We start from the raw sequence: 16,700 nt of genomic DNA, 5'->3' as shown, positions 1-16,700 counted from the left end.
AAGGAGAAAAGTAAAATGAAAAAAACAAAGATCGCGCCGGTCGGAGGAAAACTGGGGGTGCTGATACCCGGCGTATGCGGAGCTATCTCCACCACGCTGATAGGCGGCATAGAGGCGGTTAAATCCGGTCAGGGCCGGCCCATAGGCTCGCTTACACAGATGGGCAGAATACGCCTGGGCAAGCGCACCGAAAAGAAAAACCCGCTGATAAAGGATTTTGTCCCGCTCGCGGACCTGGACAGCCTGGTGTTCGGCGGCTGGGACATTTTCGACGAGAATCTTTACGAGTCGGCGCTGAAAGCCGAAGTGCTGGAGCGCCCGCAGATAGAAACTTTGAAAGACAAACTTTCGGCCATACGTCCGATGAAGGCCGCCTTCGACCGCAAATACGTCAAGAACCTGACCGGCCCCAACGTGAAGAAAGCAAATAACAAATTTGAACTGGCCCGGCAGCTTATGGACGATATAAAGGAGTTCAAGAAAAAGAACTCGCTGGACCGAGCGGTAATGATCTGGTGCGCCTCCACCGAAACCTACATCCCGCCGAACGATGTGCACTCAACGCCGGCCAAGTTCGAACGGGCAATGAAGGCCAACCATCCGGCCATCTCGCCTTCCACGCTTTACGCCTACGCGGCCATCAAATGCGGCGTCCCTTTCATAAACGGCGCGCCCAACCTCAGCTGCAACATACCGGCGCTGGTGGAACTGGCCCGCGCCAACAAAGTGCCGGTGGCCGGCAGCGACTACAAGACCGGACAGACGCTGATGAAAACCATAATAGCTCCCGGCCTGAAGGCGAGAGCCCTCGGCATAAACGGCTGGTTCTCCACCAATATCCTTGGCAACAGGGACGGCGAGGTGCTGGACGACCCGGAGTCTTTCAAAACGAAAGAGGTGAGCAAATTGTCGGTACTTGAGAGCATACTGACACCCGGCGTATATCCGGAGCTGTACAAGAACCTGTATCACAAGGTGACTATCAATTACTATCCGCCGCGCGGAGACAACAAGGAAGGCTGGGACAACATAGACATTTTCGGCTGGCTGGGCTACCCCATGCAGCTCAAGATAGACTTTCTCTGCCGCGACTCCATACTGGCCGCGCCGCTGGCTCTGGACCTAATACTGTTCATGGATCTGGCCAAACGCGCGGGCCTCGGCGGCATACAGGAGTGGCTGTCTTTCTACTTCAAGAGCCCGATGCACGCGAAGGAAGTATATCCGGAGAACGACCTGTTCGTGCAGTTGGAAAAGTTCGAGAACAACCTGCGCCACCTGATGGGCGAGACGCTTATAACCCACCTGGGAGTGGAATATTACAAATAAAAGCGACCGCACGGGTCGCAAAATTTCAGGAGATCCATCTCAGGGGCAGGAACAACATCAGGCCGCGCATGACCAGGTTGGCCGCTATCCCGGCGAGTACGTCATCGAGAACCACGCCGAAACCGCCGCCCACGGATTCATCCGCCTGGCGTATGGGCCAGGGCTTCAGGCCGTCGAAGGCCCTGAAAAGCGCGAAAGCGCAGACCAGCGTAAAGAACCCGCGCGGCAGCCAGGCGATAGCCGCCCAGTAGCCGATGGTCTCGTCTATTATAACCCTCTGGTCGTCCTCCACGCCGGAGTCCGCGCAGAACTTATGCGACACCAGCACGGCGAAGGCCGCGGCGGCCAGCAGGAAAACCGCGTAGGCGGTCCTGCCTTCCGGCAGCAGGGGGATTAACAGCAGGCCGAGCAGAGTGCCCAGCGTGCCGCCGCCGCTGCCCCGGGACCGGCCGGTTATTTTAGCCGGAAGGAAGCCGAGATAAAAGTCGGTGGCGAACAATTCAGCGAACTTTGACCAGATCTTCATGAGGGTTAAATTGTAACAGATATACCGGCTGTATAAAAGGCGATGAAGAAAAAACTCTGCATAATCGCGGGACTCGCGATAAGCGCGGTCCTGCTCTGGCTGGCCTGCAGGCGGGTGGATTTTTACTCGCTGGCTGTCATAATGCGCGGTGTCAGGCCGCTGCCGCTGATACTGGTCCTTTTTACCGTTCTTTCCGAGCTGATAATCCGGGGGGTTAAGTGGAGCCTTCTGCTTGCCCCGTCCGGTCCGGCGCGGCCCTGGGACGCCTTGCGTCTTGAAGCCGCGGGCCTTGCGCTCAATAATGTGCTGCCCCTGCGGCTGGGGGACATATCGCGCGGCGCTTTCGGCGCGGAGTTTTTTCGCACGAACATATTCACGGTTTTTTCCACAATACTCGCCGAGAAGGCGCTGGACCTGGCGGCGCTTTTCGTTCTGTCGGCCGCGGCGGCCGAAATAAGCGGCGTAATGGTAATTATCCCGGGGCACGGTCTTTTTTGGGCGCTGGCCATAGCGGTACTTGCGGCGGCCGCCGTGTTGTTTTCCACGAATACCGGTCATGGCCGGTTTTCCGCTTCCCTTAAAAGATTTCCCGGCCTTGAGAAAACGCTGAACAGCCTGACCCTCGGTCTGAAGGCCCTGAAATCGCCGGCCTCCGCGGCCGCCATATTTTCACTGGCCCTGCTGCAGTGGTTTATGAACGCGCTGAACTATTACTGGCTGGCGCGGGCTTTTGAGATAGAAAAAACGGTTACCGTTTCAAAAAGCGTCCTGCTTTCCTTTACCGGAGCGGCCGCGTCATCCGCACCCGGTATGCCCGGTTATTTCGGCAGCTTTGAACTGGCGGTCAGCGCGGTACTCGCGGCCTGGGGAATAAGCAAAGAAACGGCTTTAGCATATGCCGCAGCCTCACATATTTTGAGTTATCTGATAATAACGGCTGCAGGCTTATTTTTTCTTTACCAGATGGAACAGTCCCTTAGTGAGATATGGTTGAAATTTTCAGACAGCAAGTGAGCGGAACCGCAGTTCAGCCAATTTTATGCCGCGCAAAAAATTCAATTTCATACGGCGGCGATGGCTCCCTCTCCGGCTGTCGGCCATATGCCTGTGCGTATGCGCCCAAGCTTCCGTGAACGCGCCGGCGCCAGGGTCGCGGGAGATTTCAATAAATGTTTCCAAGTTAAAGGTGTTCAAGCGGAATTCCGGTCCCGTCAACTACTACAAGGTAATTAACAACCCGGATGGCGCTTACATCCACAGCGCCTACAAGTGGCCTTTAAAGACCGCCGTGCTCTACTACTCCATCCCGAAGAACCTGCGCGGAAAGGTGTCGAAGATACGCTGGAAGTGGCGGGCTGTGACGCTGCCCAACGGCGGCGACGAATGCGCCGCCGGCAGGACCGATTCGGCGGCAGTGGTATATCTGGTTTGGAGGCGGGGAGCATACTCGTACTCACTCAAGTACGTGTGGAGCGCGGCAGGCATCCCGGGGAAGGTGTGCGATTACAAGCACGGCATCTTTCACGCCCAGAAGACCATCATCGTAGAAAGCGGGCAGGGGACCGGGGATTGGCACACTATGGAGCTGGATCCGGCCTTCGAATTCCGTAAATATTTAGCGGGCGGAAACGCCAAGGCTGACGTTCCCGATATTGACGGTTTCGGGATCATGAGCGACGGCGATCAGACAAAAAGCCCGAGCGAAGCGGATTTCGGCGGGTTCAGTCTTACATACCGCTGAGCCGCCGTCTGTTTTACTTTTCGCCGGAAGAAGGCTTTGCGCCGCAAAATAGGCCTTTATTTTATCCGCACAATATCTTCCGTCATTGCAGCTGCGACAGATCGGCCACATCCTCAAAAAGCGAAACAAGGGATTTTATCAGGTTCAGGCGGTTATCGCGGATCTTCGGGTCCTCGGCCATTACCATAACTTTTTCAAAAAAACTGTCCAGGCTGCCTTTGATGGAGAGCAGTTCCATCAGGCTTTTCGAGTAATTCCGGTCAGCCAGATGCTCTTTAAGTCTGGCGGAAATGCCCGCGATATCCCGGTAAAGGATCTTTTCCTCTTCTTTTTCAAACGCTCCCTCGTCGGGAGAACCGGTAAGAGCGGTTTTGCTCTGCCGCAGAATGTTTTTTGCCCGCTTGAAAGCCATGGCTACGGCGGCAAAGTCGGAATTTGAGCGGAAGGCGTTTATATCTTTCAGGCGGGCGCGGCAATCGGGCAAATCCCCAGCCCTCATGAAAAATTCCCTTACGGCTTTAACTTCGTCGAACTTAAAATCCTCCTCCTCAAAAATGCTTTGGGCTCTCTGCCAGGTAAAATCAAGCAGTTTCGCCTTTAACGCGGCGGCGTCGAACGAAGCGGGCGGCATCGGTAAATATTCCAAAGCCCGTTCGAAAGCGGCGGCGAGGTTGATCTTAAAGCCTTTTTCAAGCGCGATCCGGGCTATGCCATGGGCGAGTCTCTTAAGGGCGTGCGGGTCTTCGCTGCCCGTGGGGATCATTTCAAGCGCGAAGTCGGCTGCAAGGGTGTCCAGCTTTCCGGCCATGGACACCAGCGCGCCCTCGGCCGACGACGGGAGGGGGGATTTGGCTGAAAGCGGCCAGTAAAATTCGCCCACGGCGCGGGAAGCGGTTTCGCTAAGACCCGAGTTTTTTGCGTAGTAATAGCCCATGGCGCCCTGCAGCTCGGTAAATTCCCTGACCACGTCGCTCACGAGATCGATGTAAACATAGCCCGAAGCTTTTATGGCCTCTTCCTTATTAACAGGGAAACCGCAATTATCGCAAAGCCATACGGCGAGTTTTTTAACCCGCTCCGTTTTGTCATGCATCGAGCCGAGTTTTTTCTGGAAAGTAACGCTTTTCAGTTTCTCATTGAAACTTTCCAGCGGCACGGCCAGGTCGCGCGAGAAGAAGAACACGGCGTCCCGGAACCGCGCCTCAAGCACATTTTTAAACCCGGCTTCAACATTGTGCTGCCCCTTTGACACACCGTCGCGTATACCGACAAAATGCGGCTCAAGCCCCGCCCTTTTGGGCCAGGAAGCGTGGCCTGCCGCCGCACCCGTATCTCCCGGACCGGCAGATTGCTCCAAAAGGGCGGGGCAAGCCCGCCCTTTTAAGCCCGAGACTGTAAAAAATTTAAGCTGTTTTTTCATCACCAGGTGCACCAGCTCAGCGGGCAGTTTCAGAAAATCCTGCGAGTATTCGCCCACCACGCACACAGGGTATTCGATCAGATAGAGATTCTCGTGAAGCAGTTCCTCGTCCACATCCACCTCAAGCTTCATCCTTTGAGAAACCCGCTCCAGCTCGGCGCGCAGCGTCTTAAGGCGCACCTCATCCTTAACTATAACATTGGCGTTTTCAAGCAGTTTGAAATATTTTTCGGCTGAGAGCACGCTAAGACGGCGCGACCCCTTTGCGCTTAAGCCCACGCTAAGGCGGCCCGACTTCACGCCGGCGATCTTAAAAGCCACTGGTCTGTCTCCGTAAAGAGCGAGCAGGCCGCGTATCGGACGGGCGAAACGAAAGCGTTCGGCTTCCCAAACCATGTTTTTCGGGAACTGAAGTTTGGAAATAATTTTCGGAAATATTCCGGAAAGCGCTTTCCCGGCGGAGCGGCCCGGAATTTTCTCCTCAAAAACCAGCACCTCGCCCTTGTTCGGCACGGTTTCAACGGCAAGCTTATCGGGGGTGGTGCCGCGCGAGCGCGCGAAACCGGCGGCCTGCGGGGTAAAATCGCCTTTTTCGTCTTTAAGCAGGCGGGCGGCCGGGCCGTAGGCCTTGTGTATTTTTTCCCCGGTCTGCGAGGGCACTCCCGTGATGTAAAGCGTCAGGCGCTTATAAGTGCCGAAGGCCTCAATGCCGTCGCAGGGCAGGCCGGCTTCGGCCATCAGCTCGGCAGCGTATTTTCTCATCTGTTCCTCTGCGGAAGTCACGAACCGGGCCGGAATATTTTCAATAAGGATTTCAAGCAGGGCGTCTCTTTTAGTCATTTCGTTCTCCAGAAAAATCTATTCGTAATCCGATCAGGCTACAGGTGACAGGTCTCCGGCTGTTCATTGTCTTTCATATAGGCCGCGGCGCAAACGCGCGCTATATCGCGCACCCTTTTAATAAGGCCCACCCGCTCGGACACCGAAATGGCGCCGCGCGCATCCAGCAGGTTGAAATTATGCGAACACTTCATTACAAGCTCGAAGGCCGGAAGATAGTAATTCATTTTCGCCAGGCGGAAAACTTCCTTTTCCCAGCGATCGAAGTCGGAACGGAGATTTTCCACGTCGGCCTCTTCAAAATTGTAGTGCGAGAACTGCTCCTCCTGCGCCTTGAACATTTGGCCGTAGGTAAGATGGTCGTTCCACTTAATGTCAAAGATATTTTTCTTTTTCTGCGAGAACATGGCCAGGCGCTCAAGGCCGTAGGTTATCTCGATACTTATGGGGCTAAGCTCGAAAGAAGCCACCTGCTGGAAATAAGTGAACTGAGTTATCTCCATGCCGTCCAGCCACACTTCCCACCCCACGCCCGAAGCGCCAAGCGTGGGGGATTCCCAATCGTCCTCTATCCAGCGGATGTCGTGTTCGCTGTGATCTATGCCGATGGCCTTCAGCGAGCTGAGGTACACCTGCTGAATATCTTTCGGGGGCGGTTTTACTACCACCTGATACTGATGGAACTTGCCGAGGCGGTTAGGGTTGTTGCCGTAACGCCCGTCGGCCGGGCGGCGGCTGGGTTCCACGTAGGCGACTTTTGTCGGTTTTGAGGTAAGCGAACCGAAAAAAGTGGCGGGGTTGAAAGTGCCGGCGCCTTTTTCGATATCATAGGGCTGGATCACGGCGCAGCCCTGGCGCGCCCAATATTGGTCGAATTTTAAAATTATATCCTGCAGGTTCATTAAGCCTCCGATTAAAAGATTACGGTGATAACAGAACGATTACAGGGATATTATTTCGAAGAAAATCGCTGTAATCTATTTTTAATCGCTGTAATCTCTTTACTGATTATACCTATTTTTAAATTTCCACGGTCTACAGGAATTGCGCGGTATTCAGCGTTACGCCCAATTGCTCGCCGAAAAATTTATTTATCAGCCCCTCAAGCATATCCCCGGCGTGCCGGTTTTCTTTCAGTTCCGCCAGCTCAAGCCAGGAACCGCAATGCACCGCCTCCCAAAAATGCGCATCAAGGCCGATAGAAGTTTCTTTAAAGCCATAGCCGGCAAGCTCCATGGCCCGCAAAATAAAGGCAAAACGCATCCAGCGGGAAGGGGGCCCGGAGTCCAGCGCCTTCAGGGCTGAAAGCAGCAGCTCGTATTTTTCCACGCTCGGCTGGGCCGCCGGCGTCAGTTTGTTAATGACCTCGCAAAAATGAAAAGCCATGAAGATCCTGTCCCGCCCGGAACGCAAGCCGGGGAAAACGGACAAGGTGGCGCCCCCGGTGCACACGGGGAAGTTTGAACCGCCGCGCAGGTAAAAACGATAATCGCCCCAGGTTACGGGTTCACTCAAAGCTTTAAGCTTGCCCGAGGTCCTGCGCACACTTTTAAAATTAACCTCAAGCTTGCCTCCCCCTTTTGTGAAAACCGTAACTATGCGGTCGCTCTCGCGCAACGGGCGGCTTCTCAGGACTATGCCGTAATCGCAAAAAATCATATATATATTTTACTAAACAATAGCCGCATCGCCGCCTTGTTTTGCAATTGCGCGCCTTAATTCATATAATTACAGCACTATGCTACCTACATACCGACCGAATGTTAGAAAAAGAAAAAAACACATCGGCTTCCGCGCCAAAATGAAAACCCCGGGCGGCAGAAAAACCCTGGCACGGCGCCGCCGGAAAGGCCGATGGAGCTTAATACCCGACGTTGATTAGTTGGAAAGGCTATTAGACTGGAGGAAGAGTGGGCTGAAGGCAAAGAGCGGACTGAAAAGTTATGCTTAAAAGTCTTCAACCTTCAGCCTAAACGACCTAAGCCGTTACTTACACAGTGAAAAAGTTAACTTTTTCAAGAGTTTCGCGACTGCGTCTCCGGAAGGCATTTGAATTTATTTTTGCCAAAGGCTCAAAAACAGCCACTAAAGATTTTGTAATGTGGCACACGATTGAAACTGGGCCTGAAACCGGGAAAAAAATAGGCGTTATAGCCTCGAAAAAAACCGGCGGCGCGGTAAGGCGAAACAGACTTAAAAGGCTTCTAAGGGAAGCCTTCAGGCTGTCGAAAGACGAGTTGAAAGATGGAGCGCGCGTTATAATCTATTTCAAGGCGGGCTGCGCTATAGATAGTTTGAATGAAGCCGCGGCCGCCCTTGACAGAATATTTTTGAAAGCGCGCCTGAAGAAATGAAAGCCGGCAAAACCTGCCTTAAAAACTTTACAGGTCAGACACTGCGGGGGCTTGAGTCCGCTTACCGGACGCTCAGGCCCTTTTTGGGCCCGAAGGCCTGCAGATTTTATCCCACCTGTTCTGAATACGGTTTTGAATCGCTTAAGAGACACGGCCCGCTTAAAGGGTCCGCGCTCGCTTTAAAAAGAATAGCCAGCTGCCATCCTTTCAATCCGGGCGGTTACGACCCGGTGCCCTGAAGTTTCCCTTGAAGCCTCCCTTGTTCCAAATTCAGGGAGGTGGAAATGCAGAAGAATCTTGTACTGGCCGTAGTCCTGTCGTCACTGGTTTATATTTTCTGGTATTCCTACATGGAAAAGAAGGCGCCTCCCCAGGGCGCCGCTTCCTCCGCAGTTTCCTCTCAAACTCAAACCGCCCAAAACACTTCAGCCTCCGCTTATAGTCCGCAGGCCGCCCTGCCGCAGGCCGCCGGTGAACTGCCGGCCGACTGGAAAAAAGACGCCCTTCAGGTTAAACTCGGCAAAGCGGAGTATTCCCTGCACCCCGCCGGCGCTTCAATAAAAAGCCTGGTTTACGAAGGTCCGGTCGCCCCCATAGAAATGGTGCTTTCGCCGGAAGGAGGATTATTCTCAAGCTTTGAAGGCCTTACCTTTTCCATAAAAAACAAATCAGCGCAAAACCCGGAATTTTCCGCAAGAACTCCGCAGGGCGTGACTATAGTGAAAAAGTTCATTTTAAACGGCCCCGATAAAATAAATTCGATCGAAATAACCGCCTCGAACTCCTCGTCAAAGCCCGCCGCGCTTGCGCCCTGGACGCTTTCAATAGGGCCGGGACTTGGCACGGCACCCAGCGAGCAAAAAGAAAATCCTAAATTGACAGCGGCCAAATATACCTTTCAGGAGCAGGGGAAAAAACACCCCACTGTGGGAAAGATCAAGGAAGACACGCAGGCGGATAACTGGGTGTGGGCCGGAGTGGACAACCGCTATTTCCTGACCGCGATCATCGGCGGCGATTTCGCCAAAGACCGCCTGCTCTACTCGCAGGTGGAAGTAAAGGGCAACAAGCTGCCGCGGCTCGCCATCCCCTTTGGCGAAACAAAACTCGCTCCCGGCGCGGCAAAAACCTGGAAGCTTGATTTTTACGCCGGGCCCAAAGACTACGCCCTGCTTAAAAAACTCGGGATGGGCCTTGACCGCGCGGTGGACTTCGGGTTCTTCGCGCCGCTCGCCAAGCTTGCCGACGCCTCGCTCGGCTATTTTTACCGCCTCACGGGCAACTACGGCGCGGCCATCATAATACTGAGCGTAATTATCCAGCTCATGCTGTCGCCGTTAAGCATAAAAAGCTTCAAATCCATGGCGCTGATGAAAAAAATACAGCCGGAAATGCAGGAGATACAGAAGCGCTACAAAGAAGATCCGAAACGCATGAACCAGGAAGTAATGGACCTTTACAAGCGCCACGGCACCAACCCCTTGAGCGGCTGCCTGCCGATGATCCTGCAGATACCGGTGTTTTTCGCGCTGTTCACGGCGCTCAGAAATTCCTGGAATCTGCACGGAGCGCCGTTTATTTTCTGGATCAAGGACCTGTCGGCCAAGGACCCGTATTATGTGCTGCCGCTCGTGATGGGCGCCGTAATGTTCCTGCAGCAGCACCTGAATCCGCAGACGGGCGACCCCGCCCAGGCCAAGATGATGAAATGGATGCCGGTTATTTTCACCTTTATGTTTCTCAGCTTCCCCTCCGGGCTCGTGATGTACTGGCTTATAAACAGCCTGTGGGGATTTGCCCAGAGTATGTATCTGCAGAAGAAGATGGCGTAATACCGGCAGTGATGCTTTAAAGTTAAGTGGAGGACTAAAAAACATGAGAGAGATAAAAACAGAAGCGAACAACATACAGGACGCCGTTGAAAAAGGCCTGTCTGAAATAGGAATGCGACGCGACCAGGTGGAAGTCGTGGTGGTCTCAGAGGGCACCCGCGGTTTCCTGGGCATCGGGGCTAAAAAAGCCTGCGTTATTTTAAGGGAGAAAAAATGGACCGGAGCCGGCGCCCATGACACCGACGACAGCCGGCCCCGCCCTTCTTACGGCGGCCGTGAACCCCGGCGCTATGGCGGCGGGCGGGGGGGAGGCGGCGGGCGTTCTGAACGCGGCGGAGAGCGGCGTCCGGACTACGCTAACAGAGGGAACCGCAATTCGGAGCGCCCTCAGGAGCCGGCAAGGGATGGGAACCGCAGCGCGGATTACGCTCAGCATTCGGGAAGGGGCGAAGCAGTCCGGCCGCCGGCGGCGAATCTGATATTCAAAGAAGATACGCTGCCGGAGTCGGTAACTTCGTTCAAAGCCCCCGAGGATCCGGTTGAACACGCCAAACTGGCGCTTTCGAGAACGCTGGAACTTCTTGGCATGCCCGCCACTATCGCGGAAGCTTCATACAACCAGGCCGAAGCGCTTGTTTCACTGCGCTTTGACTGCGCCCAGACGCAGTTCTTTACCGGAGAGAACGGCCGCGCCCTGCAGGCTCTGCAGTTCCTGATAAATTCCATGCTGAACAAAAACAGGCAGCAGCGCCTGGCGCTCAGGATAGACACCGGCGACTACTGGAAGAGCAAGGAGCTGGAAATAGCCAAAAGGGTGGAGCAAGCCGTAAATGACATAAAAGCAAGCTCACAGCCTTACCGGCTTGAACCTATGCCCGCGCCCATGCGCAAGCTGGTTCATAATCTTGTAAAAAGTTCCTATCCGGAAATGGAAACGATGTCCGAAGGCGAAGGCCAGTTCCGCAAGGTGATAATACGCCAGGCGGCGCCAAAGCAGGAAGTAAAATAGAGACAGCAGTCAGGCAAGACACAAGAGCACAGGAGCACAAGTCACAAGCAAGAGGCTAAACAAGAGCACAGGATAAAACACAAATTGATTGTGCCCCTGTAACTTATGCTCTTTCTCCCCGGCTTCTTACTTGTGTTCTTGTGCTCCTGTGCTCTGTCTTCTTTCCAGCCTCCGGCTTGTAACTTGTGCTCTTGTGACCTGTGCTCTTGCTTGATTGTATGCTTATACCCGACAACTCAAGGACCATAGTCGCGCCCTCCACCCCGCCGGGAACGGGCGCCATAGCGATAGTGCGCCTGTCGGGGCGCAAGGCATTCCCCATAGCCGCCTCGTTTTTAAAACCCGGGCGCGCGCTGGCAAAGCCGAAACCGCGCGTGGCCCACATGCTTTCCGTTATGGACGGAAAGAAAACGGTGGATAATGCGGTGGCGCTTTTTTACAAAGGCCCGAAAAGCTACACGGGCGAAGATACCGTTGAAATTTTCTGCCACGGCTCGCCCTACATAATACGCTCCATCCTTAACCTCGCGGTAAAAGCCGGCGCGAGCCCCGCCGGTCCGGGGGAATTTACCCTCAGGGCTTTTTTAAAAGGCAAACTGGACCTGGCGCAGGCCGAAGCGGTAAACGACCTTATAACTTCCCAGACCGAAAGCGCCCATCGCGCTGCCCTCGGTCAGATCGAAGGGAACCTTTCCAGGCAGGTGCTGGGGCTTAAATCTAGCCTGGTAAGCCTGTTAGCGCGTCTTGAGGCGCGCCTGGATGATTCTTACGGCGACATGCCTTCTTTTGACGGGCGGGAATTTCTCGCCAAAACCCGCGCCGCAGCCGCCGGAATACGAAGGCTTTCCGCCGGGTTTGAAAACGGCCGGCGGGTAAAAGAAGGCATAAACGTAGTGATCGCGGGTGCGCCTAATTCCGGAAAATCTTCGCTTCTGAACGCTCTAATCGGCTACCCGCGCGCGATAGTTTCTCCGGCGGCCGGCACCACGCGCGACACCCTTGAAGCCAGCCTTGATATCGACGGTTTTTCGGTAAATTTCACCGACACGGCCGGGCTTGCCGAAAACACCTCCGACGCCGTAGAACACCAGGGCATACACCGCGCGATGGCCGCCATGAGGACGGCCGATATAATACTGCTTGTAAAAGACGCATCCACGCCGCAGACACGAATGGACCGCAGGGCGCTTGAAACCGCGCTTGAAACCGCTGTTCCCGGCGCGAAGCTGATCAAAATTTTCAACAAATGCGACCTCCTGAGCGAGGGCAAAGCCGGAAAAAAAAACAAGAGAGAGAGAACAGAAAACGCAGGTTTGGCCATTTCCTGCAAGACCGGCATGGGACTCTCAAATGTGACACGCTCTATCATAAGCCGGGAAAAACGCTATTTTGCCGCGCGCACGCCGGCGCTTGTAACCTCGGCGCGGCATTTCGAGGCCCTCACCTCCGCCGCCTCTGAACTTGAAAAAATGTATAAACTGAAAGCAAAACGTTCTTTTCCGCTTGAGCTCGCGGCTGAACATTTACGGGCCGCGCTGAGCGCGCTTTCCTCGATACTCGGCGAAACTACGCCGGAGGAAATACTGTCCGACATTTTCAAAAACTTCTGCGTGGGAAAATAGCATGAGAGAAGCACTCCGCCTTTTTTCAAGTCTTCTGCGCCGACCCATAGAGGCCCTGTCCGCCCTTACCGCCGCGGATTCGGACCTGAAAGCGCCGCTTATTATATTTGTCTTTTATTCGGTTCTCCACGCGTTCGTTCTGCCGAAACTTCCGCCCGCTTTCGTGCCTGAAGCGCCGGCGCTCGCTTTCGGCGATCCCTGCTATTATTATCTCTCGGCCGCTCCGATCAACCTGTTTATCGGCGCTCTTCTGGCCGCGTTTTTACCCTGGGCGGCGGACTTTTTTTCAGCCGGCAGAATAGCCCTCCGCGTGGCAGCTTCCGCCGGAATTGTAATTATCACTTTTATAGCGGCGTCGGCGTCGGGAAAGATCGCCGCTGTCTCCTGGCTTTTGCCTCCTGCTTTTATAATTTTAGCGCTGCTGGCTTTTCGACAGCGAAAGAAAGAATGCCGCGGCCTTTTCGCGGTAATACTCGCCGCCGCCTCCGTTTCTCTCGCCATGATCCCCGCTGAAATACTTACCATCGCTTTAAATTCAAAACTGCTGTTTGAAATATTCTCCGCCATAGAAGCAGTCTGGATTTTATGGCTTTTAATAAAATCGCTGGGCCTCACGGGACATGCCAGCGTACCAAGAGCGTCCGCAGCGGTGCTTTTTGCCGTCATGTTCTGCGGAGCGCTGATATTTGCCCTTTCAAGGCTGCTGCCTGACTATCTTGCGGCTGTTTTGTTGATAGCTTAACGGCAGGGGTTAGAGGCGAGGGTTTTTGGTATAGGGTTTAGGGAAGGAATTCCTTATTTCCATCAACTATCCCCTCTACGCTACCCCCTATCCCCTGACTTTATAATATGGCTTATTTTGACTATCCGGATAAATTCGACATTATAGTGGTGGGCGGCGGGCACGCCGGCTGCGAGGCGGCGCTGGCCGCCGCGCGCCTTGGCGTTAAAACCCTTCTTCTAACGCAGGACCTCGACACCATAGCGCAAATGTCGTGCAACCCCTCAATAGGCGGAACAGGCAAAGGCCAGATAGTAAGGGAAATAGACGCCCTGGGCGGAGAGATGGCGAAAGCGGCCGACGCCTCGGCGCTCAGCTATCATATGCTTAACACTTCGCGGGGCCCCGCCGTGCATTCGCCCCGCGCGCAGTGCGATAAAAAACTTTATCAGTTCACCATGAAAAGCGTCCTTGAAAAACAGCCTGACCTCCGCCTTGTGCAGGACGAGGCGGCGGCCGTATGGACAAAAGGCTCAAAGCTTGAGGGCGTTATAACCATCCGCGGCACCCGCTACAAAGCCGCATGCGTGGTGCTCAGCGCAGGCACCTTCTTGAGAGGCGTCATCCATATAGGAATGCGCGATTTCAGGGGGGGGCGCTACAACCACCCGCCGAGCGACGAACTTTCAAAAAGCCTTAAAGCTCTGGGACTGAAACTGGGAAGGCTTAAAACCGGCACCCCCATGCGCCTCAACGGCAGAAGCATAGACTTTACAAAATGCGCGGAACAGAAGCCCGACTGTCCTTTTGAGCCTTTCTCGCATTTTACAGAGGCAACGGGCGCGGCCTTTTTACCGTGCTGGATAACCCGCACCAACTCCAAAACCTCCGCCATAATAAAGGCCAACCTTTCAAAATCCCCGCTTTACTCGGGAAAAATAAAATCACTGGGCCCGCGTTATTGCCCATCAATAGAGGATAAGGTGGTAAAATTTCCCCACCATCCGGAGCACCACCTTTTCCTTGAGCCGGAAGGCTTCAACACGCTTGAGTATTACGTGAACGGCCTGTCCTCAAGCCTGCCGGAAGAAACACAGCTGGAATTTTTGCGCACCATTCCCGGCCTTGAGAAGGCGGAGTTAATGCGGCCCGCGTACGCCATTGAATACGATTTTTCTTACCCGTCACAGCTTAAATATTCGCTTGAGAGCAAACTCCTGGACGGCCTGTTTCTGGCGGGCCAGCTGAACGGCACCACGGGCTACGAAGAGGCCGCCGCCCAGGGGCTTATGGCCGGCATAAACGCGGCGCTGAAAATCCAGGGGGGGGAACCTCTGATCCTGGGCCGAGACGAGGCTTATATCGGCGTGATGATTGATGACCTTATAGCCCAGGATTTGAACGAGCCTTACCGTATGTTTACTTCAAGGGCCGAGTACCGCCTTCTGTTAAGGAAAGACAACGCGGATCTGCGTCTGGCCCCTTACGGTTTTAAACTGGGGCTGCTTGAAGCGCGCCTGAAACCCGCCTTTGAACATTACCGTCTGGCCGTGAAGGCCAGCCTTGAAAATCCAGGCGCCCACGCGCCTGACGCGAAGCTGCATCCCTGGAGCGCGGCCAAAGCCGCCAAAACCGCGCAAATAGAACGGGAATACGCGCCTTACATAGAAAGGAACCGCAAAGAAGCTCAAAAGCTGAAAACTTTTGAGCATGTGTCCATACCCGAAACGCTGGACTTTAACGCCATAAAAGGGCTGCCTTTGGAGGCAAAACAGAAACTCAGCGGTTCGCGCCCGCTTACACTCGCCCAGGCTTCGCGAGTAAGCGGCGTTACGCCCGCGGACTTGCAGCTGCTCTGGGTAACCTTGGAAAAAGCGTCAAGAACGGGGAAGAAAAAAGATGGAAAAAGGAATTGAAGAACGGCTTGGGCTTTGGGGTCTGAAACTGGACGCGCAAACCGTGGAGAACCTTGAAACGCTGGCGCAAGTGGTAAAAGAAACAAACGCCGTAATTAACTTGATCTCAAAGAACGACGAGCCCCTGCTTTGGAGCCGCCATATATCAGACTCGCTTGCCGCCGCGCCGCTGATAAAAAAACTGCTTCCGCCGGGCGCGCTGCTCGCTGACGCGGGCTCGGGGCCCGGTTTCCCGGGGCTGCCGCTCGCGGCCGCGCTGCCCGCTTTCAATTTTGAACTTTGGGATTCCAACCGTAAAAGGGTGGAATTCGCCTTGCGGGCCGCCGGCGCCATGAAACTAAAAAACACGGCGGCCTTCTACCGCAGGATAGGGCAAAGCGGCGCTTTTGAGCTGGCCCGCTACGACGCGGTGCTGGAGCGGGCCATGGGAAAACTTGAAAATATACTGCCTCAATGCTTAAATATGCTTAAATCAGGCGGGGTGTTCTTCGCGTGGCAAAGCGGCCTTGAAGACGCCCGGAGCCCCGCCTCGCTGAAAGCGCTTGAGAAAGCGGGGGCCAGGCTTGAAACCCGGTTCGCATACACGCTGCCGGGTGAAACCCGCGAGCGGTTCATACTGGTTTTCAGGAAGGGATAGCGTACCCAGGACTTTAATAAAGGAATATATTATTATATAAAGGCGCGTAAGTAGCCAGAAGCCAGAATTCAGCAGTCAGAATGAGGATTAGCACTGAATACGTTTCACCATTCTGAATTCTGACTTCTGAATCCTGTCTACCAAGTATTTTAGGAGAACAACAATGCACATACTTAACTACTACTTCACACCTTTCGCGGTAATACTTATATCTTTTGCCATATTTTTTTCCGAGCCGGAGCGGAGCGTGACTTACGTCTCCTTCGGGCTGCTGGCGGCCGCTTTCGCGCTTAACTTCTGGATTTCCGCCAATACCTACCGGCTCATGCGCCTGACCCGCAGCATAAGGGGTATTATGGTCTGGATAAATCTACTTACCAGCGCGGCTCTTTTTTACCTGCTGTCTCCGTATTGGGCGCCGATGTGGCTGTTGTTTTTAACCGCTCCGGCGGCCGCCGCCATGTTCATGAAAAAATGGCAGGTATTTCTTACAGCGCTCGCCGCTGCCGCTCTGATGCTTGGGATCTATTATCTGCTCAGCGGCGGAGACATGGGACCGCAATTGCGCGCCATGGCCGTCACCCAGGCCGTTTTTATCGTATTTTTTTCCATGTTCACCGCGGCCATGGCGGAAATGGCGGTGAAAGTGAGAGATTCGCTCAGATAAAGACGCCATATGCCATAGGCCGGATGCCATATGCAAAAATTATCGCCATAGACCATACGCCTGATGCCATAGGCTTTTAAGGAACA

17 protein-coding genes are annotated in these 16,700 nt (G+C 54.3%); 13 read left to right on the top strand and 4 right to left on the bottom strand.

All coding sequences use genetic code 11. The features are described 5' to 3' along the window. The first annotated feature begins 15 nt into the window (after nt 1-15). Complete coding sequence (locus NTX59_06455) at nt 16-1,329, top strand: inositol-3-phosphate synthase (GenBank protein MCX5785312.1); 1,314 nt, start codon at nt 16-18, stop codon at nt 1,327-1,329. A gap of 25 nt (nt 1,330-1,354) precedes the next feature. Here NTX59_06455 and NTX59_06450 read toward each other — a convergent pair whose 3' ends face one another. After that, complete coding sequence (locus NTX59_06450; GenBank protein ID MCX5785311.1) at nt 1,355-1,855, bottom strand: phosphatidylglycerophosphatase A; 501 nt, start codon at nt 1,853-1,855, stop codon at nt 1,355-1,357. Between the two features lie 42 nt (nt 1,856-1,897). Between NTX59_06450 and NTX59_06445 the strand changes: the two genes are divergently transcribed. Together NTX59_06445 and NTX59_06440 are read left to right on the top strand one after the other, a co-directional pair. Then, nucleotides 1,898-2,869, top strand: a complete 972-nt coding sequence (locus NTX59_06445; GenBank protein MCX5785310.1) for a lysylphosphatidylglycerol synthase transmembrane domain-containing protein — start codon at nt 1,898-1,900, stop codon at nt 2,867-2,869. 25 nt (nt 2,870-2,894) lie between these two features. Next, entirely contained in the window at nt 2,895-3,596 is a 702-nt protein-coding gene (locus NTX59_06440) for a DUF3047 domain-containing protein (GenBank protein MCX5785309.1), read from the top strand. Nucleotides 3,597-3,678: 82 nt separating this feature from the next. On the opposite strand, the gene glyS is transcribed toward NTX59_06440, so the two are convergent. The 3 genes from glyS to recO all read right to left on the bottom strand — a co-directional run bounded on the left by glyS (nt 3,679) and on the right by recO (nt 7,515). After that, nucleotides 3,679-5,856: a glycine--tRNA ligase subunit beta gene (gene glyS, locus NTX59_06435; protein ID MCX5785308.1), complete on the bottom strand. Its 2,178-nt coding sequence runs from the start codon at nt 5,854-5,856 to the stop codon at nt 3,679-3,681. A gap of 38 nt (nt 5,857-5,894) precedes the next feature. Continuing rightward, nucleotides 5,895-6,758, bottom strand: coding sequence for a glycine--tRNA ligase subunit alpha (locus NTX59_06430; GenBank protein ID MCX5785307.1), 864 nt, complete (start codon nt 6,756-6,758; stop codon nt 5,895-5,897). Between the two features lie 133 nt (nt 6,759-6,891). Then, complete coding sequence (gene recO, locus NTX59_06425; protein ID MCX5785306.1) at nt 6,892-7,515, bottom strand: DNA repair protein RecO; 624 nt, start codon at nt 7,513-7,515, stop codon at nt 6,892-6,894. A 79-nt stretch (nt 7,516-7,594) separates the two neighbouring features. On the opposite strand from recO, the gene rpmH reads away from it, so the two are divergent. The 10 genes from rpmH (at nt 7,595) to NTX59_06375 (ending at nt 16,614) form a co-directional block, all read left to right on the top strand. Continuing rightward, nucleotides 7,595-7,738, top strand: coding sequence for a 50S ribosomal protein L34 (gene rpmH / locus NTX59_06420; GenBank protein ID MCX5785305.1), 144 nt, complete (start codon nt 7,595-7,597; stop codon nt 7,736-7,738). Between the two features lie 115 nt (nt 7,739-7,853). Next, entirely contained in the window at nt 7,854-8,210 is a 357-nt protein-coding gene (rnpA, locus tag NTX59_06415; protein MCX5785304.1) for a ribonuclease P protein component, read from the top strand. Next, the gene (yidD, locus tag NTX59_06410; GenBank protein MCX5785303.1) at nt 8,207-8,449 is read left to right on the top strand and encodes a membrane protein insertion efficiency factor YidD; all 243 of its coding nucleotides are present in this window, start codon (nt 8,207-8,209) and stop codon (nt 8,447-8,449) included. The genes rnpA and yidD overlap by 4 nt, the downstream gene beginning before the upstream one ends. 45 nt (nt 8,450-8,494) lie before the next feature. After that, nucleotides 8,495-10,042, top strand: a complete 1,548-nt coding sequence (gene yidC, locus NTX59_06405; protein MCX5785302.1) for a membrane protein insertase YidC — start codon at nt 8,495-8,497, stop codon at nt 10,040-10,042. Between the two features lie 43 nt (nt 10,043-10,085). After that, a complete protein-coding gene (locus tag NTX59_06400; GenBank protein MCX5785301.1) occupies nt 10,086-11,051 on the top strand; it encodes a Jag N-terminal domain-containing protein in 966 nt (321 codons plus the stop codon). A 218-nt stretch (nt 11,052-11,269) separates the two neighbouring features. Then, a complete protein-coding gene (gene mnmE, locus NTX59_06395) occupies nt 11,270-12,673 on the top strand; it encodes a tRNA uridine-5-carboxymethylaminomethyl(34) synthesis GTPase MnmE (GenBank protein MCX5785300.1) in 1,404 nt (467 codons plus the stop codon). A gap of 1 nt (nt 12,674) precedes the next feature. Further along, nucleotides 12,675-13,415 carry a hypothetical protein gene (locus tag NTX59_06390; protein MCX5785299.1) on the top strand — a complete coding sequence of 247 codons (741 nt, stop codon included), beginning with the start codon at nt 12,675-12,677 and terminating at the stop codon, nt 13,413-13,415. Nucleotides 13,416-13,522: 107 nt separating this feature from the next. Continuing rightward, entirely contained in the window at nt 13,523-15,310 is a 1,788-nt protein-coding gene (mnmG, locus tag NTX59_06385) for a tRNA uridine-5-carboxymethylaminomethyl(34) synthesis enzyme MnmG (GenBank protein ID MCX5785298.1), read from the top strand. Next, a complete protein-coding gene (locus NTX59_06380) occupies nt 15,294-15,947 on the top strand; it encodes a 16S rRNA (guanine(527)-N(7))-methyltransferase RsmG (GenBank protein MCX5785297.1) in 654 nt (217 codons plus the stop codon). The genes mnmG and NTX59_06380 overlap by 17 nt, the downstream gene beginning before the upstream one ends. Before the next feature lie 163 nt (nt 15,948-16,110). Then, on the top strand, nt 16,111-16,614 hold the full coding sequence (locus NTX59_06375) for a hypothetical protein (GenBank protein ID MCX5785296.1): 504 nt from the start codon (nt 16,111-16,113) through the stop codon (nt 16,612-16,614). Nucleotides 16,615-16,700: the final 86 nt, after the last annotated feature.

Source organism: Elusimicrobiota bacterium, from assembly GCA_026388155.1.
Classification (GTDB): domain Bacteria; phylum Elusimicrobiota; class Elusimicrobia; order Elusimicrobiales; family UBA9959; genus UBA9634.
Note: the sequence above shows the minus strand (reverse complement) of the source record. Positions and strands in the feature narration are given on the sequence as shown.

Bases quoted from the DNA above. Each gene is read 5' to 3' on its own strand.
- NTX59_06455 (MCX5785312.1), top strand. From the start codon at position 16: ATGAAAAAAACAAAGATCGCGCCGGTCGGAGGAAAACTGGGGGTGCTG.
- NTX59_06450 (MCX5785311.1), bottom strand. From the start codon at position 1,855: ATGAAGATCTGGTCAAAGTTCGCTGAATTGTTCGCCACCGACTTTTAT.
- NTX59_06445 (MCX5785310.1), top strand. From the start codon at position 1,898: ATGAAGAAAAAACTCTGCATAATCGCGGGACTCGCGATAAGCGCGGTC.
- NTX59_06440 (MCX5785309.1), top strand. From the start codon at position 2,895: ATGCCGCGCAAAAAATTCAATTTCATACGGCGGCGATGGCTCCCTCTC.
- glyS (MCX5785308.1), bottom strand. From the start codon at position 5,856: ATGACTAAAAGAGACGCCCTGCTTGAAATCCTTATTGAAAATATTCCG.
- NTX59_06430 (MCX5785307.1), bottom strand. From the start codon at position 6,758: ATGAACCTGCAGGATATAATTTTAAAATTCGACCAATATTGGGCGCGC.
- recO (MCX5785306.1), bottom strand. From the start codon at position 7,515: ATGATTTTTTGCGATTACGGCATAGTCCTGAGAAGCCGCCCGTTGCGC.
- rpmH (MCX5785305.1), top strand. From the start codon at position 7,595: ATGCTACCTACATACCGACCGAATGTTAGAAAAAGAAAAAAACACATC.
- yidD (MCX5785303.1), top strand. From the start codon at position 8,207: ATGAAAGCCGGCAAAACCTGCCTTAAAAACTTTACAGGTCAGACACTG.
- yidC (MCX5785302.1), top strand. From the start codon at position 8,495: ATGCAGAAGAATCTTGTACTGGCCGTAGTCCTGTCGTCACTGGTTTAT.
- NTX59_06400 (MCX5785301.1), top strand. From the start codon at position 10,086: ATGAGAGAGATAAAAACAGAAGCGAACAACATACAGGACGCCGTTGAA.
- mnmE (MCX5785300.1), top strand. From the start codon at position 11,270: ATGCTTATACCCGACAACTCAAGGACCATAGTCGCGCCCTCCACCCCG.
- NTX59_06390 (MCX5785299.1), top strand. From the start codon at position 12,675: ATGAGAGAAGCACTCCGCCTTTTTTCAAGTCTTCTGCGCCGACCCATA.
- mnmG (MCX5785298.1), top strand. From the start codon at position 13,523: ATGGCTTATTTTGACTATCCGGATAAATTCGACATTATAGTGGTGGGC.
- NTX59_06380 (MCX5785297.1), top strand. From the start codon at position 15,294: ATGGAAAAAGGAATTGAAGAACGGCTTGGGCTTTGGGGTCTGAAACTG.
- NTX59_06375 (MCX5785296.1), top strand. From the start codon at position 16,111: ATGCACATACTTAACTACTACTTCACACCTTTCGCGGTAATACTTATA.